We start from the raw sequence: 17,857 nt of genomic DNA on the forward strand, positions 1-17,857 counted from the left end.
AAGTCATGACAACGACCGCAGTGAACCCCGGCGTGCGCGACGCCGGTTTCGAAGACGCCACCTACCGCAAGGTGAGCTGGCGTCTCGTGCCCTTCCTGTTGATGTGCTACGTGGTGGCCTACCTGGACCGCGTGAACGTGGGCTTCGCCAAGCTCCAGATGCTCAACGACCTCAAGTTCAGCGAGACCATCTACGGGCTGGGCGCCGGCATCTTCTTCATCGGCTACTTCCTGTTCGAGGTGCCCAGCAACGTGATCCTGCACCGCGTGGGCGCGCGCATCTGGATCGCGCGGATCATGATCACCTGGGGCGTGATCTCGGCGGCGATGATGTTCGTGACCACGCCGACCATGTTCTACGTGCTGCGCTTCCTGCTTGGCGTGGCCGAGGCGGGCTTCTTCCCCGGCATCATCCTGTACCTGACCTACTGGTACCCGGCGGAGCGGCGCGGGCGCACCACCACGTTCTTCATGACGGCCATCGCGCTCTCGGGCGTGATCGGCGGGCCGCTGTCCGGCTGGGTCATGCAGGCATTCGACGGCCACAACGGCTGGTCCGGCTGGCAGTGGATGTTCCTGCTCGAAGGCATTCCGTCGATCCTGGTCGGCCTGTGGGTGCTCGCCTACCTCGATGACCGCATCCGCCACGCCAAGTGGCTGACCGAGGACGAGAAGGCGCTGCTGGAGCGCAACATCGCCAACGAGGAGCAGCACAAGGAAGACCCGCCGATCCGCAAGGTGCTGTCCAGCCCGCGCGTCTGGCTGATGAGCGCCATCTACTTCTGCTTCGTGATGGGGCTCTACGGCGTGAGTTTCTGGCTGCCGACGATCATCAAGCAGACCGGCGTGAAGGGCGCGCTGGACATCGGCCTGCTGACGGCAATTCCCTACGGCTGCGCCGTGATCGGCATGATCCTGGTGGCGTACAGCGCCGACAAGCGGGGCGAGCGGCGCTGGCATATCGCACTGCCGGCGCTGGCCGGGGCGGTGGGGCTGGTGCTGTCGGTGCAGTGGCATGGCGACACCACGCTGGCCATGGTGGCGCTGACGCTGGCCACCATCGGCATCCTGACCACGCTGCCGCTGTTCTGGAGCCTGCCCACGGCCTTCCTGGCCGGCACGGGCGCGGCGGCCGGCATCGCACTGATCAATTCGCTGGGCAACCTGGCCGGCTTTATCAGCCCCTACGCCGTGGGCTGGCTCAAGGACCTGACCCAGAGCACCGACTCGGGCATGTACCTGCTGGCGATCTGCCTGGTGGCCGGCGCGGCGCTGACGCTGTCGGTGCCGGCGAAGATGGTGAACCGCAAGGCTGGATAAGCTGGCGGATCGGATCGCTCCAAAGACAAAGGGCCGGCGCTTGACGAAGCGCCGGCCCTTTTTTCTGCCTACGTCAGATGCGATGCGTCAGGCGTCGCCCAGCATCTGCGCCACCGAGGCGGCGGCGTTGCCGGCGCGCTCGCCAATCAGCTGGCGCAGCGTACGCAGCAGTTCGTCCTCGTTGAACGGCTTGCCCAGATAGACGTTCACGCCGATCTCGGCCGCATAGCGGCGGTGCTTCTCGGCCGTACGTGACGTAATCATCACCACTGGCATATGCGTGGTGCGGCTGTCGGCGCGGACGTTGCGCGTAAGGTCGAAGCCGTCCATGTTCGGCATCTCGATATCGACGAGCATCGCGTCCGGCATCACCTCCTGCAACTGCCGCAGCGCATCCACGCCATCGCGCGCCAGCACCACCTGGTAGCCCGCGCGCGTCAGCAGCCGCTGGCTGGCCTTGCGCACCGTGAGCGAATCGTCCACCACCATCACGGTCGGCTGCGTCATCAGGCCCGAGACCGGCCGGGCATCCCCCTCCCCAACGAACTCGGCCACCGCGCCAGTGTTCTCGGTCGATGTCATAAGCGCCGTCGGCGTCACCTCGCCGCGCTCGCGCACGAACCGCTGCGCCAGCACCACGGGGTTGTAGATCAGCACGATCTCGCCATCGCCGAGCGTGGTGGCGCCGGCAATGCCTTCCAGGCGCGCCAGGTGGGGGCCGATGTGCTTCACCACCACTTCGCGGTTGCCGATCACCTCGTCCACGTGCACCGCCACGCGGTCCGCACCCGAGCGCACCACCACCACGGGCGAGTACTTGCGGCCCGAGGCAATCGCCGCGCTCTCCTCCAGCAGCGTGCCGAAGTAGTAGAACGGCGCTTCCACGCCCGCGCCCGGGCCTGCCGTCGCGCCGAAACGGCCGGCGTTGTAGGCTTCCAGCAGCGGCTTTTCGCGCAACTGGTGAACCTGGTCGATCATCCCGCTCGGCATCGCGTACAGGCGCCCGCCCAGCGACACCAGCAGCACCTGCGTGATGGCGGTGGTCAGTGGCAGGTGCACCGTGAAGCTGGTGCCCCGGCCCGCCTCGGTGGAGAGCGTGATACGCCCGCCCAGCGCCACGGTTTCGGCACGGACCACGTCCATGCCCACGCCGCGCCCGGCCAGCTCGGAGACCTCATCGGCCGTCGAGAAGCCCGGCGTGAAGATCATCTCGGTCAGGCGCGCGTCGCTGGCGTCTTCCTCATGCGTCAGCAACTGGCGGCTGATGGCCCGCTCGCGGATGCGCGCGAGATCCAGCCCACCGCCGTCGTCGAAGAAGGTCAGCACCACCTCGTTGCCTTCCTGCTGCACTTCCAGCGTCAGCGCGCCCGTGGTGGACTTGCCCGCCGCGCGGCGTGCGTCTGCCGGCTCGATGCCATGCACCACGGCATTACGGATCAAATGCTCGATCGGGCCGGCCATGCGGTCCAGCACCGAGCGGTCGATCTCCACCGTGCCGCCCTTGATCAGCAGGCGCACTTCCTTGCCGGTTTCGGTGGCCGACTGGCGCGCCACGCGGTACAGGCGCTCGGCCAGCGCATCGAACTGCACCATGCGGGCCTGCATCAGCCCGCGTTGCAGGCCGCGCGTGAGCCGCGCCTGCGCGGCCAGGTCGCCCGAGGCGCGGTCGAAGCCGCGCTGCAGGTTCTGCTCCACCGTGGCCACGTCGTTCACGGACTCGGCCATCATCCGCGTCAGTTCCTGGAACCGCGTGAAGCGGTCGAACTCGAGCGGGTCGAAGTCCTGGTTCTGCTGGGTCTCGGCAATCCGCGACGCCATCTGCGTCTCGGCCTGGATTTCGATTTCGCGCAGCTGCGTGCGCAGACGCCCCACGTTGTCGTTCAGTTCGCCGAGGTAGGCGCGCAGCGCTTCCAGCTCGCTGTCCAGCCGGGCGCGCGTGGCGCCGACTTCGCCGGCGTCGTTGATCAGCGTGTCCAGCGCCCGGGCCTGCACGCGCACCAGCGCGCGCTGGCGGTCGGCTTCCGGGGCCTTGCCCGCAGCCGCCGGCAGTTGCGGGGCGTTCGTGGCCAGTGCGGCGCCCGGGGTGTCAGCCGTGGTGATGGCAGCCGGCGCATCGACCGGGGCGGCGGGCACCGCGTCCGGATCGACCAGCCCGTTCACCACGTCGGCATCGTCCACCGGCAGCAGGCGGCCGTTCTGGAGCGCGTCCACGTGGGCGAGGATGCGGTCGTACCAGGCGTAAAGCTTGCCGAACAGGTCCGGCGTCACGCGCTGGCCGCGCACGGAGGCTTCCAGCAGCGTTTCCATTTCATGCGCGGCCTGCCCCAGCGCCATCGCGCCGGCCATGCGGGCGCTGCCCTTGAGCGTGTGCAGCGCGCGCAGCACCAGGCCGCCCTGCTGCGTCTCTTCGGGCGTGGCTTCCCAGGTGCGCACCAGCTTGCCGAGTTCCGGCAGGCTGCCGTGCGCCTCTTCCAGGAAGATGTCGACCAGATCGGCATCCAGCGCCGAGGCGTCGAGCGATTCTTCGGGCGGGGCCGCCGGCGCCTCCGGCGATTGCGCGGAGACATGGGCGACGGCTACCTGCTCATGACGCGGATCGGGGCGCGGCCCCGTGGGCATGGCAATGACCACGGCGTCGTGCACCGGCGTCACCGGCGTGACCGGCGTGACCGGCGTGACCGGCGTGACCGGCGTCAGCGTGGGCGCGGCCACCGGCGGCAGCGAGGTGATCGGCGTCAGCCTGGCCGGCGCATCGGTCACGGCCGGCAGTGCCGGGGTCGGCGCAGTCGGCTCGGTCACAGGCGGAAGCGGCGACAGCGGCGTGGCCTGCAGGATCTGCGTGTTGCCAAACAGCTGCGCGACGGAGCCTTCCAGGTCCGCCTGCGCCTGTTGGCCCGTCACGGTGGCGCGCGGGCGCATCAGCGCGCGTTCGCCGAAATCGTTCAGGTTGCGGCACAGCGCCGGGTCCGCATCGGGCCAGACCCCGGCGGCAAACTGGTGCAGCATCGCACGCAGCCGCTCCACGGCCTGGTCGAGCAGGCGGAAGTCGCCCGGATGCATCACCACGGGGTGGCGGCCCAGCAGCAACAGCAGTTGTTCGAGGGCCTCGGCGATGTCGCGCACCGGCTCCAGCCCCACCGTGGAGGCGCTGCCCTGCAGCGTATGCGCCACGCGCAGCGCCAGCTCGCTCGGGCACGGATGGTTCTCGTGCTTCCACTCGGACAGGTCGGTGGCGAACTGGCGCACCAGATCGTCGGCTTCCTGCAGGTAGACGTTGTAGAGCGCCAGCCCGATGCGCACCGGGCCAATCACCTTGTAGTGGTCGTCGTCGCTGGCCAGCCCGCCCGAGAGGCGGAACGGCAGCACGTTGCTGTCCTCGGCCTCGGCGACCGGCTGCTCAGGGACCACCGGCTGCGCCGGGGCGGGAGCAGTCTGCCCGGGCGCGTTGGCCTGGGCGTGGGCCAGCAGCGCGTCCAGCGAATCGATGGCATCTGCCGGCGCGGCGGGGGCCGCGTCGGCGGACAAGTCGGCCTGGCCCGGCTCGCGCACGGCCTGCGCTTCGGCCACCAGCGGGGCGATGTCGCGCTGGGTGCCGGCATCGGCCTGCAGGGCGATGGCCCACTCGCGCAGCAGGTCGTGCGCGTGGTGCAGCAGCGCCAGCAGCGCGGGCATGGGCTCGCGCGCCTCGGCAATCCACAGGTTCATCACCTGTTCGATGGCCCACGCGGCCTCGCCGTAGCGGTTCAGGCCGACCATTCGGCTCGAGCCCTTGAGCGTGTGGAAGGCGCGGCGCACGCGGCTCAGCACGTCGGCATCGCGCAGGGCGTCCAGCCCGCCCGGGAGATCGGCGGCGATATTGCCGAGCACTTCCTCGGCTTCGGACAGGAAGATCTCGAGCAGTTCGGCGTCCACCCCGGCGGCGTCGCTCGGCATCGGGGCAGACGGCGCGGCGGACGATGCCAGCGCAGCGGCGGGCATCGGGTCGGCCAGCGCCACGATCAGGCGTTCGGCGGCGGAGTCGCTGCCGGCCAGCCACGCGTGCAGCTGCGTGGTGGCGTCGGTGGCCTGGCGGCGCAGCGCGGCATCGTCGTCGATGGCGGCCTGGTCGCTCACCGCCTGCAAGGCGGCGCGCAGGCGCTGGATCTCGGGCGAATCGGCGCCGGCGGCCACGCGGATGGCGTCCATCGCGGCGTGGCGCGCGGCGGCCAGCGCGGTGGCGGGTACTTCGTCGGTCCGGCGCGGCGCGAGGGCGTCCTCATCGGTGGCATCGGGCTGACGGCGGCCGAATTCGAGGATATCGGCAAAGGCATGCACTGCGCCGAGTTCGGCGGCAATCTCGGACAACTGGGCCACGCGGCCCGGCTGGGTGTCGATGCCACGCAGCACGTCCAGCCGCGCCAGCACGGCGCGCGTGGCGGCCAGCGCGGCGGTGGCCGCCTCGTCGATGCCTTCCGGCATCGCGGCGCTGCCGATCAGGCGCTCCAGCGTGGCCAGCAGCCCGCCAAACGCCTGGGCGGCATCGCCGAGCGTGTTGACGGCATCGGGCCGGGCTGCGTTGCGGTCGAAGGTATCGAGCCAGGACTCGCCGCTGTCGAGCTGGGCGCGCAGCCGGGTCACGGCCTCGGCACGCAGCGCCTGGGCGTTGGCGGTCTCGACCATCGCGGCGAGCCAGTCGGGCGCGGTGGCGGCAGGGTCGGCCAGACAGGCCGCGAGCTGGTCACAGCGCGCGGCAAATTCGGCGGCGGACGGATGGCCAGACTGGCCATGCACGCGCCAGGGCATGGCCAGCGCGCGCGCGAGGAACAGCGCCACGCCGGTCGGCCCCAGGGCAGCACCGGTCTCGCCGGGCCCGTTGCGCTGCCCGGCATGGGCAGCATGAGCCGAATGCGCCGAATGGGCAGCAGCGGCGCTCAGGCAGTGCTGGAGCGCGGGCTGGGCCAGCGGCTGCGCCGCCTCGGCCAGCGAGGCCAGCGCCAGTTCCCATCCAGCCTGATCGTCGGCCGCTGCGCGCTCGATCGCGGCGGCGGCGTTCTGGAGGTTGCGCGTGTCGATCGGGTCGAGCCAGCCGTAGTAGCGCCGGCGGTAGTCGGCGCGCGCCACGGCGTGGGCCGGATCGACGCGGAAGGCCTGCAGGCTGCGCGCAATGTCGGCACGCAGCACCTGCACGGCGGCCTGCACCGCCGGCGGCGTGGTGTCCTCGGGGCCATCGGGCGTGAGGCTGGTGCTGACCAGCAGGAACACGGCATCGTTAAGCAGCGCCTGCGGCACCCGCACCTGCCCTTGCAGGTACTGGCGCAGCAGCAGGTGGGCACGCGCGGCGAAGCGCTTGGCGAGCAGGTCGGACGGCAGCAGCCCGTGCGCCAGCGCGCGGAACACCATCGACAGCGTCAGCCAGATGCCCCGGTCAGGCGTATCGGTGGTGCGGCGCGCATGCTGTTCGTGGTTGCGCACGTCGTCCAGCGCGGTTTGCAGCGGCAGGTAGGCTTCGCGCAGCAGTGCGCCATCCGTGCAGGGCGTGGGCAGGCGCAGCGCCTTGAGCAGCGCGGCCTCGAAGCGCTGGCGCGCGCGCGTGACCGACGACGTGGAGCGTGTGGGCAGCACGATGCCGGGCAGCATCTGCAGTTCTTCCAGCCACAGGTCGGCCGGATGCACGCGCTCCTCCTTCATCAGCACCAGGGCGTCGGCGTAGGGCTGGAACAGGCGCAGCGGATCCTCGGGATCGCCGGCCATCAGGTCATCCACATACTCGGCCAGCGCCTGCACGCCGCGCCGGAACACGGCGAGCGTCTCCGGGCTGGCGGCGACAGTGCCGGCGTCGATGGCTTCCAGCAGGCGGCGCATGGCCTGGCAGTGCGCATCCACGCCGCGCAGGCCGACGATGTGCACCGCCCCGGCGGCCTGGTGCAGTTGCTGGCCGGCCAGGCGCAGCGACGTGGTGTCGCGCGCGCCCAGCGCCTCGGGGGCCTGCTGGATCTCGTCCACATAGTGGCCAAGTTCGGCGGCGGCGTCATCCAGCGCGGTGCGCAGGCTTGGCGCAAGCCAGGCCAGCACCGACAGGTCGCGCTGCGGCACGGGGGCCGGCACGGCCACCTCGCCCTGCACCGGTGGTTGCGGCGCGGCCGGGTCAGCCACGTCGCTCGATACGGAAAAATTCAATGACATGACGCAATCCGTTGCGCCCGCGCGCGGGCCTCGATGCAGGTTTTATGCAAGTCAGGCGATCTTGAACCGCGACACCGAGTTACGCAGTTCTTCGGTCAGTGCCGTCAGCTGACGCACCGAGGTGGCGGTCTGGCGCGTGCCGGACGTGGTCTGCGCGGTCACCTGGAGAATGCCGTCGATATGGCGCGCCACGTTGGTGGCCAGCCCGGCCTCGTGCGAGGTGGTCTGCGAGATCTGCTCGATCAGCTCCGCCAGCTGGCGCGACACCCGGCCGATCTCGACCAGTGCGGCACCGGCGTTATCGGACAGCCGCGCCCCTTCCACCACGCCCTGCGTGCTGCGCTCCATGGCGTGCACAGCGTCCTGGGTATCGGTCTGAATCGTGCGGATCAGCGCGCCAATCTGCTTGGTTGCCTCGCCGGAGCGTTCGGCCAGGCGCTGCACTTCTTCCGCCACCACCGAGAAGCCGCGGCCTGCCTCGCCGGCTGAAGCCGCCTGGATGGCGGCGTTCAGTGCCAGCACGTTGGTCTGCTCGGTAATGTCCGAGATCAGCTCGACGATTTCGCCAATCTCCTGCGACGACTCGCCCAGCCGCTTGATCCGCTTCGAGGTTTCCTGAATCTGGTCGCGGATGCCATTCATGCCGGTAATCGCGTTTTCCACCGCCTGCTGGCCCTGCTCGGCAGCGGCCAGCGAGGCGCGGGCCACGTTGGCGGATTCCGCCGCGCCGCGCGACACCTGCGTGATGCGGTCTGCCATCTCCACCACCGACTCGCCGGTCTGGCGGATCTGGCGCGACTGCTCCTCGGTCGTGGCAGCCAGCTGCACCGAGGTTTCCTGCACCTGGCTCGAGGCCTGCTGCACGTCCACGGCGGTCTGCTGTACCCGGCCGACCAGTTCCTTCAGTTCTTCCACGGTGTAGTTCACCGAGTCGGCGATGGCGCCGGTGATGTCCTCGGTCACGGTGGCCTGACGCGTCAAGTCACCGTCAGCAATGTCCTGCAGCTCGTTCATCAGCTGCAGAATGGCCTTCTGGGTGGCGTCGTTGTTGCGCTTTTCGTCGAGGCGTCGGGCTTCGGCCTCGCGTTCGCGCGCCTCGGCTTCCAGCGCCCGGACGCGCGAGTCGCGCAGGTAGAGCGCGGCCAGCCCGGCCAGGAACACCAGCGTGGACAGCGCGGAGACGATGGTCGCGCCGAGGGTCCAGGGGCGGTAGCGCGCGCCATCCGAGTAGGCGGTCTGGAGCGTGGACAGCTCGCCGCGCAGGGCCTCATTGTCGTTGAAGATCTGCTGCTGGGCGCGCTTGGCGGCGATCAGGCCCGGCAGGTTCTGGAGAATCGTCTGCGTGGTCTTCTGCACCGCCTCGAAGCGCTGCGAGAGCTGCTGGAGGTAGCTGCGGGTCTCGGCGTCGGTGGCGGCGGACAGCCGCAGGGCTTCCGAGCCGTTCATCAAGCCGTCCAGCGTCTCGCGGAAGGTGTTGGTGTCCTTGCCGAGCAGGAACGCGGTCTCGGGATTGACGCCTTCGCCGGAGAGGAACTCGTTCAGGTTCTTGCCCAGGCGCTGGGTCAGCATCACCAGCTGCGCGGAGGCGGCCACCTCGCGGGCGTTGGCGCCGGCCTGGAGCTTGATGGCGGCCACCTGTTCGGCGGCCTCGAGCAGTTCCGGGTTGGAGGCGTTGAAGATCTGCAGCGTCTGGCCGATGGTGGTCAGAATCGGCTGCTGGGCCAGCACGTCGCCGGCGCTCTTCTCGGAGCGCTTCCACGAGTTCATGGCGGTTTCGAGCAGCGGCACCGCCGCGCCCGAGGTGGCGCGCACGTGCTTCTCGTCGCTGCCGTTCTGGAGCGCCAGCAGGTCGGCCGTGAGCTGTTCCTTGGACTGGCGCAGCTGCGTGAACGCCTGCGCGTTGCCCAGCAGCGCCACCGGCACCGCCTTGCCCAGACGCTGCGAGTGCATCAGCATGTTACCGGCGATTTCGATCTGCGCCGCGCCGTTGGTGGCCTGGCGGTTATCGAGATACACCGAGGCCAGCAGTGCCACCAGCGACACCACCACGCCCACCGTCAGCGTACGCTGCTGCGACGCGAACGGCATGCGCGACAGCCAGCCGGACAGTTGCTCCACCGGGGTACGGCCCAGGCCGCCCTTGTCAGCGCCTGCGCTGCCCTTGGCGAACACCGACCGGCGCGGCGCCACGGCCTCGGCGGCGGCACCCGCGGCAGCCGTCCGGCGTCCCAGGCTCATCTTCTTGATACCCATAGCAACCCTCTGTCCGTTTGTTTTTTGATTCGTTGGTACTGCGTCTTGGTGTTCGACTATTGGCTATCGGCTATCGGCTCAAGCCACCACGCGGCCCACCTGGAGGAACGCCGGGGCGTCCAGCAGCTGGCGGATGTCCAGCACCTGCCAGTCGCGGCCGTCGCGGTCCGCGAAGCGCGGGCCGTGCCATTCAGGCGCGAGATCCGGTGCGTGGCCCGCCGGGGCGTCGCCGTGCGGCAGCGAGAGGTCGCCGGCATGGCGCAGCCCCACCACCCGCGTGGCGATGATCCCGCAGGCCCGCTCCACCTGGCGGGACAGCACGACGATCTTGCTGCCCGGCTGCACGGGCGTGGGCCCCTCGCCGCAGAACAGCCCGAAATCGATCACCCCGAGCAGGTTGCCGCGCGCGTTGACCAGGCCGCGGTACCACGGCTGGGTCAGCGGCACGCCGGCCGGCTGGCGCATCTCCAGCACCTCGCCGGTCTCGGGCAGCGGCAGCAGCCAGTGGCGCTGGCCCACCAGCACGCCGAGGTAGCTGTCCACGGCGGGCAGGTTGCGCGCGTCGCGCAGGCGACGGGCAAGCATGGCCTGGTAGTCCTGCAGGCGGGTCTGGCGGGCACGGATGTCTTGGCGCGGCGCGTTCATGGTCGGCATACCGTTGGATGAAAGACCGCCTGGCGGCGGGCGGACACAGCGTCACCCCCGCCCGCATCGCGGCGGGCGGCGTGACGGCAAACCCCGGGCCCGGGGGCCCGGCAGGTCGTTCTGCGCTGGCTCAGTGGGCCAGCGCGGCGATCTTCGTCAGCAGCTCGTCGCTGTCCACCGGCTTGACGATGTAGTCCGATGCACCCTGGCGCATGCCCCAGATGCGGTCCGTGTCGAGGCCCTTGCTGGTGCACATGATCACGGGAATGTCCTTGAAGCGGTCGTCGCGCTTGATGGCGCGGGTGGTCTGGTAGCCGTTCTGGCCGGGCATGACCACATCCATCAGGATCAGGTCGAAAGGTTCCGCCTCGAGCCGGGCCATGGCCTGGTCGCTGTTGCCGGCCACCGAGACCTTGAAGCCCTTCTTGCCGAGCAGGTCGGACATGAACAGCGCTTCGGTGGGGGAATCGTCGACGATAAGGATTTTGCTGATGGTCATTGGTGTGTTTCCTGGATGCTTTGGCGTGGCGGCGTTCAGGGTCAGGCCGCCACGACCGCACCCTCTTCCTGCGCACAGCCGCCAAGGCAGGTCTCTACGGCCTGCATCAGGGCTTCACGGGAAAAGGGCTTGGCGAGATGGTCGTGCGCGCCGACGAGCTTGCCGCGCGAACGGTCGAACACGCCGTCGCGGGACGACAGCATGATCACCGGGATCGCGTGGAACCTCGGGCTTTTCTTGATCAGGGAACAGGTCTGGTAGCCGTCCAGCCGGGGCATCAGGATGTCGCAGAAGATGACGTCCGGGTGCATGTCGCCGACCTTGGCGAGCGCCTCGAAGCCATCCTCGGCAAGCATGACCTGATAGCCTGCCTGGGACAGGAAGATCTCCGCCGTCCGGCGGATCGTGCTGGAATCGTCGATCACAAGGATCTTGCGGCGCAAAGCCGCGGCTGCCTTGACGGCACCGGCGTCGCCGGTGTTGACCCCATCGACGGACGTGTTTTCTTCTGTTTGAGCGACCCGCATACTGTTCCCGCGACCAGCTGCCCGCACGAATGCAGGCGCCGGTATTCACTTGAGAACACCCGCACGGCAACGCTTGACGCGCCGGCGGCCCCCGATTTCCAAATTCCCATTCAAAAAAGCCCGGTCAACCCGACCGGCGCCGGTGGCGCGACCCGTGCGCCCCCTGCGTGTTGCTATCTTATTGCCCTGTTATGGCGATGTTATGGCGGTGCTTTTCGCCCCTTGCCGTGCTGCCAGGCGGCAGCATGGCCGGGACGGAGGTTCCGCTTTGCCGCAAAGTGTGACAACTCGCGGTGGGGCCGTCAATCCGGTTTGTCCGGCGCGGCCCGCCGATCTGTCGCTTTGGCGCGACGCGCCGGCCTTTTCGGCCTGTTCGGCCTGTTCGACGACTTAGGCGGGATGTGGTGCGATGACCCTCGACGGCTGGCACAGTGGCCAGACGTCAGATCGCCACCATCTCGAAGTCTTCCTTGCGCGCGCCGCACTCCGGGCAGGTCCAGTTGATCGGCACGTCTTCCCATTTGGTGCCCGGCGCGATGCCGTCTTCCGGCGAACCGGTGGCCTCGTCATAGATCCAACCGCAGATCAGGCACATCCAAGTCTTGTATTCCATATGCAGGCTCTTGCCACTCTCCATTAAAATTCCAGCGCAGATGGTACATAAACCGCGCCGCCGGCGCCACCCATGGGGCGGCGCTATCATGCGAATATCGTCGCGTTCGCGCATGTTAGCGTGCAGATGCCGTTCAAACGACGCGTATTTCGCCCAGATTGCCTGCTTTTTCGGCATCTGACCGCAAGCCGCCCGGCTCCGGCCCCCGGCGAGCCCACTTTCATCCCGTATCGGATTACAACTCCTGCCATGTCCCGTAACCAGCAGCTTTTCGACCGCGCCCAGCAGACCATTCCCGGTGGCGTGAACTCGCCCGTGCGCGCTTTCCGCTCCGTGGGCGGCACGCCGCGCTTCATCACCCGCGCCGAGGGCGCCTATATGTGGGATGCGGACGGCCAGCGCTATATCGACTACATCGGCTCCTGGGGCCCGATGATCCTCGGCCACGCCCATCCGGACGTGGTCCGCGCCGTGCAGGAGACCGCCGCCGGCAGCTTCTCGTTCGGTGCGCCCACCGAGGGCGAGATCGAGATGGCCGAGGAAATCTGCAAGCTGGTGCCGTCGATCGAGCAGGTGCGGCTGGTGTCGTCCGGCACCGAAGCCACCATGAGCGCGCTGCGGCTGGCGCGCGGCTTCACCGGGCGCGACCTGATCATCAAGTTCGAGGGCTGCTACCACGGCCACGCGGACAGCCTGCTGGTCAAGGCCGGCTCGGGCCTGCTGACCTTCGCGGACACCACCCAGAACGCGCCCTCCTCGGCCGGCGTGCCCGCCGACGTGACGCGCCACACGATGGTGCTCGAGTACAACAACGTCACCCAGCTCGAAGAAGCCTTCGCGCGCCACAAGGGCGAGATTGCCGCCGTGATCGTGGAGCCGGTAGCCGGCAATATGAACCTGGTGCGCGCCACGAACGCCTTCCTCCAGTCCATGCGCAACCTGTGCAGCGAGCACGGCGCCGTGCTGATCTTCGACGAAGTGATGACCGGCTTCCGCGTGGCGCTGGGCGGCGCGCAGGCCCACTACGGCATCAAGCCGGACATGACCTGCCTGGGCAAGGTGATTGGCGGCGGCATGCCGGCGGCGGCGTTCGGCGGCCGGCGCGACATCATGGCCAAGCTGGCTCCGCTGGGCGGCGTCTATCAGGCGGGCACGCTGTCCGGCAACCCGCTGGCCGTGGCCGCCGGCCTGACCACGCTGAAACTGATCCAGGCGCCGGGCTTCCACGACCGGCTGGCCGCGCAGACCCGCAAGCTGACCGATGGCCTGACCGCCGCCGCCCGTGCCGCCAACGTGCCGTTTGCCGCGGACGCCATCGGCGGCATGTTCGGCCTCTATTTCACCCCGACGGTGCCGACCAGCTTCGCCGAGGTGACCAAGGCCGACGTGGGCCACTTCAACCGCTTCTTCCACGCCATGCTGAACGAGGGCGTGTATCTGGCGCCGTCGGCGTTCGAGGCCGGCTTCGTCTCGGCGAAGCACGACGACGCGATCATCGCCACCACCGTGGAAGCGGCCGCGCGCGCGTTCCAGGCCGGCTGAGCGCCCGTCGTGTGAAGGATGAGGCGCGTCCGGCGCGCCGCATCCTTCCCTCACCTTGAGGGCGGCGCCCCAATGCCGTGCGCTACACTTGGATTTTGCCGACCCCGGCCATTCCAGGAGTCTCATCAATGCGCGCCGCCTTCCCATCCCCGTTCGTCCTGCCCTCGCCCGCCGCCCTGGGCCGCTGGCTGGCCATGGCCATCCTCGCCAGCCTGCTCAGCGCCTGCGGCTACAACGATTTCCAGTCGAAGGACGAAGCGGTCAAGGCGGCGTGGGGCGAAGTCGTCAACCAGTACCAGCGCCGCGCGGACCTGATCCCGAATCTGGTCGCCACGGTCAAGGGCTACGCCAGCCATGAGCGCGAGACGCTCGAGGCCGTGACCAAGGCACGCGCGCAGGCCACCAGCATTCAGGTGACGCCAGAGACACTCAATGATCCCGAGGCCTTCGCGCGCTTCCAGCAGGCACAGGGGCAACTGACCAGCGCACTGTCGCGCCTGCTGGCGATCTCCGAGAACTATCCTCAACTGAAGGCCGATGCTGCGTTCCGCGACCTGCAATCGCAGCTTGAAGGCACCGAAAACCGCATCACCGTGGCACGGCAGCGCTATATCGCGGCGGTGCAGGAGTACAACGTGCTGGCGCGCAGCTTCCCGACCAATCTCACGGCCAAGGTGTTCGGCTACCCGGTCAAGCCGTCGTTCACGGTGGAGAACGAGAAGGCCATCTCCGCGCCGCCGGCCGTCAAGTTCTGACGCGGCACATCGCCATCATGCGCGCCGCCCTGCTCCGCTTTTTCGGCATCTGGCTATGCCTTGCGGCGATGTTCGCCGTGTTCGCGGGCCAATCCGCCCGCGCCGCCGACGGGTTCGTCGCGGTGCCGCCGCTCACCCAGCGGGTGACCGACCTGACCGGCACGCTGGCCCCCCAACAGCGCGCGGCGCTGGAGAACGTGCTGGCCGAGTACGAGCAACAGCGCGGCAGCCAGATCTTCGTGCTGATGGTGCCCACCACCGAGCCGGAGACCATCGACCAGTACAGCATCCGCGTGGCGGACGCGTGGAAGGCGGGGCGCCAGAGCATCGACGACGGGGTGATCCTGCTGATCGCCAAGGACAATCCGCCCGGCTTGCGCAAGATGCGGATCGAGACCGGGCGCGGCGTGCAGGGGTCGCTGACCGACGCGGTGTCCTCGCGCATCCTGCGCGACGTGATGGCCCCGCATTTCCGCCAGAACGACTTCTATGGCGGCCTCGCGGCGGGCATCTCGGCCATCCAGGCCGCCATCGACAAGGAGGCGCTGCCGGGGCCCGACAGGAAAGCTGGCAACGCGGCGGCCTCCGCTCTCAATGACTGGCTGCCCGTGCTGTTCCCGCTCGCCATCGTCGTATTTTTCTTTCTTTCGGCGATCCTGCGGCGCGGACGCGGCCCACAGATCGTGACCGGCCGGCGCGGCTGGCCCACCACCACCGCCGGCGGATTGGGCGGGCTGGGTGGCTATGAGGCCGGGCGCCGCTGGGGCGGCGGCGGTGGCGGCTTCGGCGGCGGGGGTGGCGGTGGCGGATTCAGTGGCGGAGGCGGCGGCGGCTTCGACGGCGGCGGCGCCTCAGGTAACTGGTAATCGGGAGACGGGCTGATGAAAGCAATCAGGGAGAAGTCTCTCAAGCGGGCGCTACGGCACCTGGGCACTACGTCATCGGCGGCGCGCAAGGCGTTTCCCGCCGAGGCCCAGCACCAGTTGCAGGTGGCCGTGCACGCCGGCGAACAGCACCATCGCGGGGAAGTCCGCGTGGTGATCGAGGCCGGCATGCCGTGGGAACTGGCCTGGCGCGGCACCACGCCGCGCGAACGCGCCCGGGCGCTGTTCGGGGCGCTGGAGGTGTGGAACACCGAGGACCACACGGGCGTGCTGCTCTATATCAACCTGGCCGACCACGCGGTGGAAATCCTCGCAGACCGAGGCATTGACGCCTGCGTCAGTGCACGGGTCTGGCAAAAGGTTTGCGCCGACCTGACGGTAGGGCTACGGGAGTCGTTGTCGGTACGGCCGGTGCTGGAGGCGGTGGGGAAGATCCATGCGCTGCTGACGGAGCATTTTCCGTCGGGGGATGGGTTTAATCGGAATGAGCTGGAGGATCGGCCGATCGTGCTTTGAAGGGGGGTTGGCTGTTGAGCCCAACGGGCTCAACAGCCAAGAACCCCAAATCTCAAGCCTTCCCCCCTCTCTTCTCCATCAAATACCACCCCGCCGCCAGCACCTGCAGCCCCACCAACCCACCCCACACCACTAAATGCGCCGCCACCGGATAATGCCCGCCGGATGACGGCCAGAAGTCCAGCACAAACCCGATCCCCACCTGGAACACGAAGGTTGCCAGGAACACGGTCAGGGTCATGGCGGTTGTCGCCCGCCCGATCAGCGCATCGGGGAAACGGCGCGCCAGCAGCGCGTAGGTCAGGATCCCGCTGGACCCGAAGACCCCGTAGGCGGCCCACAACACGCCCAGCGGCAGGAACGGCAGCCGCGCCATCAGCAGCACTTGCACGACGATGAAGCCGGTCATCCCGAAGCCGGCGAACGCGTAGAGGCTGACGCCGCGCCGTTCCAGGTGCCGGGCGGCCCAGCCCGCGCCGACGCAGCCGGCCATCATGGCGAAGCCGATCACCGACACCAACCGCGCGCCCTCGGACGGCGCCAGCCCCTGTACATCGCGCATGAATGCGCTGACCCAGAGCGTCTGCACGGCCAGGAAGATGCCCTGGTTCAGCAGCGTCAGCGGCACCACCCGCCAGAACTTCTCGCTGACCAGGATCAGCCGCGTGCCGCGCAGTTGTTCGGCGAAGGTTTCCTCGCCCGCGCGACGGGCGTCCGGCACGCCAAACCAGAGCAGCACGGCCATGGCGAACGTCAGCGCCGCCAGCCCGATGCTGACGGTGCGCCAGTCCGTCCAGGCCAGCAGCCACGACAGCGGGCTGCCGACCACCACCGCGCCCAGCCCGCCGATAGCCATCACCAGCCCGTTCAGCAAAGGCATGCGTGACAGCGGGAACCACATCGACAGCGCCTGGATGGCCGCCCCGAGGCAGACGGACACCCCCACGCCGATCATCGCCCGGCCCGCGGCCAGGCCGGCCATGCCCGGGGCGAAGGCGAACACCAGCGAGCCGGCCACGGCCAGCAGCAGCAACGCGGCCTCGGTGCGGCGCGGGCCGTAGCGGTCGAGCAGGATGCCGGCCGGCAGTTGCGCGCAGGCAAAGCCGAGGAAATAGAAGCTGGTGAGCAGTCCCAGGTCGGCCGCCGACAGCCCGAGCTCGCGCGTGAGGAATGGCGCGAAGCCGAGATTGACGCCCCGGAAGATATAAGAGACCAGAAAACCGAGCGAAAACACCGCCAGCACGCGCCAGCGGGCGTTGGAGGCGGGGTTCGGGTGGGTAGCGAGGGGATCGGAGGGGGTTGTCGCGGAGGCGCCTGGCATGATCTTCACCATCATGGTGCAAAACCTGCGAAAGATACCACGCCCCCGCCCAGCGAGCAGACCGTGTAACGCTTACCAATCATTGCCACTGTCTGTTTCCAAGCTGTAACAGCACCCGGCCCGTCGCAACGCCATGCGCCCCCGCGATGACTTCATGATCGAAACGAGAATCGTTGATTTGGGGGTCTAGTTTTATGATTGAAACGTTTTTGCCCAGCGGCCATTTTCTGCGATTTTCGGTTCACCGTTAGGCCGCGAGGATGAGGCCACGTGACGGAGGCAATCCTTCTGCGATTGGCCTCGCCCAAACGGACGATCTGGATGCCCCCGCCGGGGCGCACCCTGGGGCGGTCCCAACGCATCGCCGACTGTTTCGGTGTACTGCGTTTCAGTTAGGTGTGTCCCCCATACCGCCAGCCCATAAGGATGAGGGCCACCGAAGATGCCGTACTCGGCGCTTCATAGATGTAACGTTTTTGGCCACTTTCGCTTCTACGCCTTTCGGCGGGGCCCAGAGCAGGCTGGCGCCAAGTATTCGGTACATGGCCGCCCGAATATAGGAACTGCACTGCCTATTTCGCGCAAAAACCCGCAACCGGGTGCATGAGCCGACTCGTAACTGCCGAGAAACATTTGGTTACATCGTCTCGCAAACGACGCATTGGCAAACCCCCACCCCTATACAAATCAACGACTTAGCCTCCGTGGCACGTTCGTCGCTGGATGTGTCGCAACCACGGAACACCAGGCCAACCGGCAAAGACAGGGGCCAGGCGGATCCAGAGAACAAGTGGGAACGGGGGCGGCGGTGACGCGAGTCA

Annotated in this window: 12 protein-coding genes; 5 read left to right on the forward strand and 7 right to left on the reverse strand. The window is 68.5% G+C overall.

Features of this window, described 5'->3' with window-relative positions; all coding sequences use genetic code 11:
* The first annotated feature begins 5 nt into the window (after positions 1 to 5).
* A complete protein-coding gene (locus AB4120_RS10545) occupies positions 6 to 1,319 on the forward strand; it encodes an MFS transporter (protein WP_149136556.1) in 1,314 nt (437 codons plus the stop codon).
* A gap of 87 nt (positions 1,320 to 1,406) precedes the next feature.
* Here AB4120_RS10545 and AB4120_RS10550 read toward each other — a convergent pair whose 3' ends face one another.
* The 6 genes from AB4120_RS10550 to AB4120_RS10575 all read right to left on the reverse strand — a co-directional run bounded on the left by AB4120_RS10550 (position 1,407) and on the right by AB4120_RS10575 (position 12,018).
* The gene (locus AB4120_RS10550) at positions 1,407 to 7,481 is read right to left on the reverse strand and encodes an Hpt domain-containing protein (protein WP_441642213.1); all 6,075 of its coding nucleotides are present in this window, start codon (positions 7,479 to 7,481) and stop codon (positions 1,407 to 1,409) included.
* A 51-nt stretch (positions 7,482 to 7,532) separates the two neighbouring features.
* The gene (locus AB4120_RS10555) at positions 7,533 to 9,734 is read right to left on the reverse strand and encodes a methyl-accepting chemotaxis protein (RefSeq protein ID WP_149136557.1); all 2,202 of its coding nucleotides are present in this window, start codon (positions 9,732 to 9,734) and stop codon (positions 7,533 to 7,535) included.
* Between the two features lie 78 nt (positions 9,735 to 9,812).
* Complete coding sequence (locus AB4120_RS10560; protein ID WP_149136558.1) at positions 9,813 to 10,379, reverse strand: chemotaxis protein CheW; 567 nt, start codon at positions 10,377 to 10,379, stop codon at positions 9,813 to 9,815.
* A gap of 130 nt (positions 10,380 to 10,509) precedes the next feature.
* Complete coding sequence (locus tag AB4120_RS10565; protein WP_144197394.1) at positions 10,510 to 10,878, reverse strand: response regulator; 369 nt, start codon at positions 10,876 to 10,878, stop codon at positions 10,510 to 10,512.
* 41 nt (positions 10,879 to 10,919) lie between these two features.
* Positions 10,920 to 11,405: a response regulator gene (locus AB4120_RS10570; protein WP_092298294.1), complete on the reverse strand. Its 486-nt coding sequence runs from the start codon at positions 11,403 to 11,405 to the stop codon at positions 10,920 to 10,922.
* Between the two features lie 442 nt (positions 11,406 to 11,847).
* Positions 11,848 to 12,018, reverse strand: coding sequence for a rubredoxin (locus AB4120_RS10575; RefSeq protein ID WP_092298462.1), 171 nt, complete (start codon positions 12,016 to 12,018; stop codon positions 11,848 to 11,850).
* 249 nt (positions 12,019 to 12,267) lie between these two features.
* On the opposite strand from AB4120_RS10575, the gene hemL reads away from it, so the two are divergent.
* The 4 genes from hemL (at position 12,268) to AB4120_RS10595 (ending at position 15,715) form a co-directional block, all read left to right on the forward strand.
* Positions 12,268 to 13,560, forward strand: a complete 1,293-nt coding sequence (gene hemL, locus AB4120_RS10580) for a glutamate-1-semialdehyde 2,1-aminomutase (RefSeq protein ID WP_149136559.1) — start codon at positions 12,268 to 12,270, stop codon at positions 13,558 to 13,560.
* Positions 13,561 to 13,688: 128 nt separating this feature from the next.
* Positions 13,689 to 14,315 (forward strand): LemA family protein, encoded by a 627-nt coding sequence (locus AB4120_RS10585; protein ID WP_149136560.1) that lies wholly within the window; start codon positions 13,689 to 13,691, stop codon positions 14,313 to 14,315.
* Between the two features lie 68 nt (positions 14,316 to 14,383).
* On the forward strand, positions 14,384 to 15,181 hold the full coding sequence (locus tag AB4120_RS10590; protein ID WP_149137575.1) for a TPM domain-containing protein: 798 nt from the start codon (positions 14,384 to 14,386) through the stop codon (positions 15,179 to 15,181).
* A gap of 15 nt (positions 15,182 to 15,196) precedes the next feature.
* Positions 15,197 to 15,715, forward strand: coding sequence for a TPM domain-containing protein (locus tag AB4120_RS10595; protein ID WP_149136561.1), 519 nt, complete (start codon positions 15,197 to 15,199; stop codon positions 15,713 to 15,715).
* A 52-nt stretch (positions 15,716 to 15,767) separates the two neighbouring features.
* Here the strand turns inward: AB4120_RS10595 and AB4120_RS10600 are convergent, their stop codons facing one another.
* Positions 15,768 to 17,036, reverse strand: coding sequence for an MFS transporter (locus AB4120_RS10600; protein ID WP_149136562.1), 1,269 nt, complete (start codon positions 17,034 to 17,036; stop codon positions 15,768 to 15,770).
* Positions 17,037 to 17,857: the final 821 nt, after the last annotated feature.

The sequence above is a fragment of the Cupriavidus sp. 2KB_3 genome (assembly GCF_052115685.1).
Lineage (GTDB): Bacteria > Pseudomonadota > Gammaproteobacteria > Burkholderiales > Burkholderiaceae > Cupriavidus > Cupriavidus campinensis.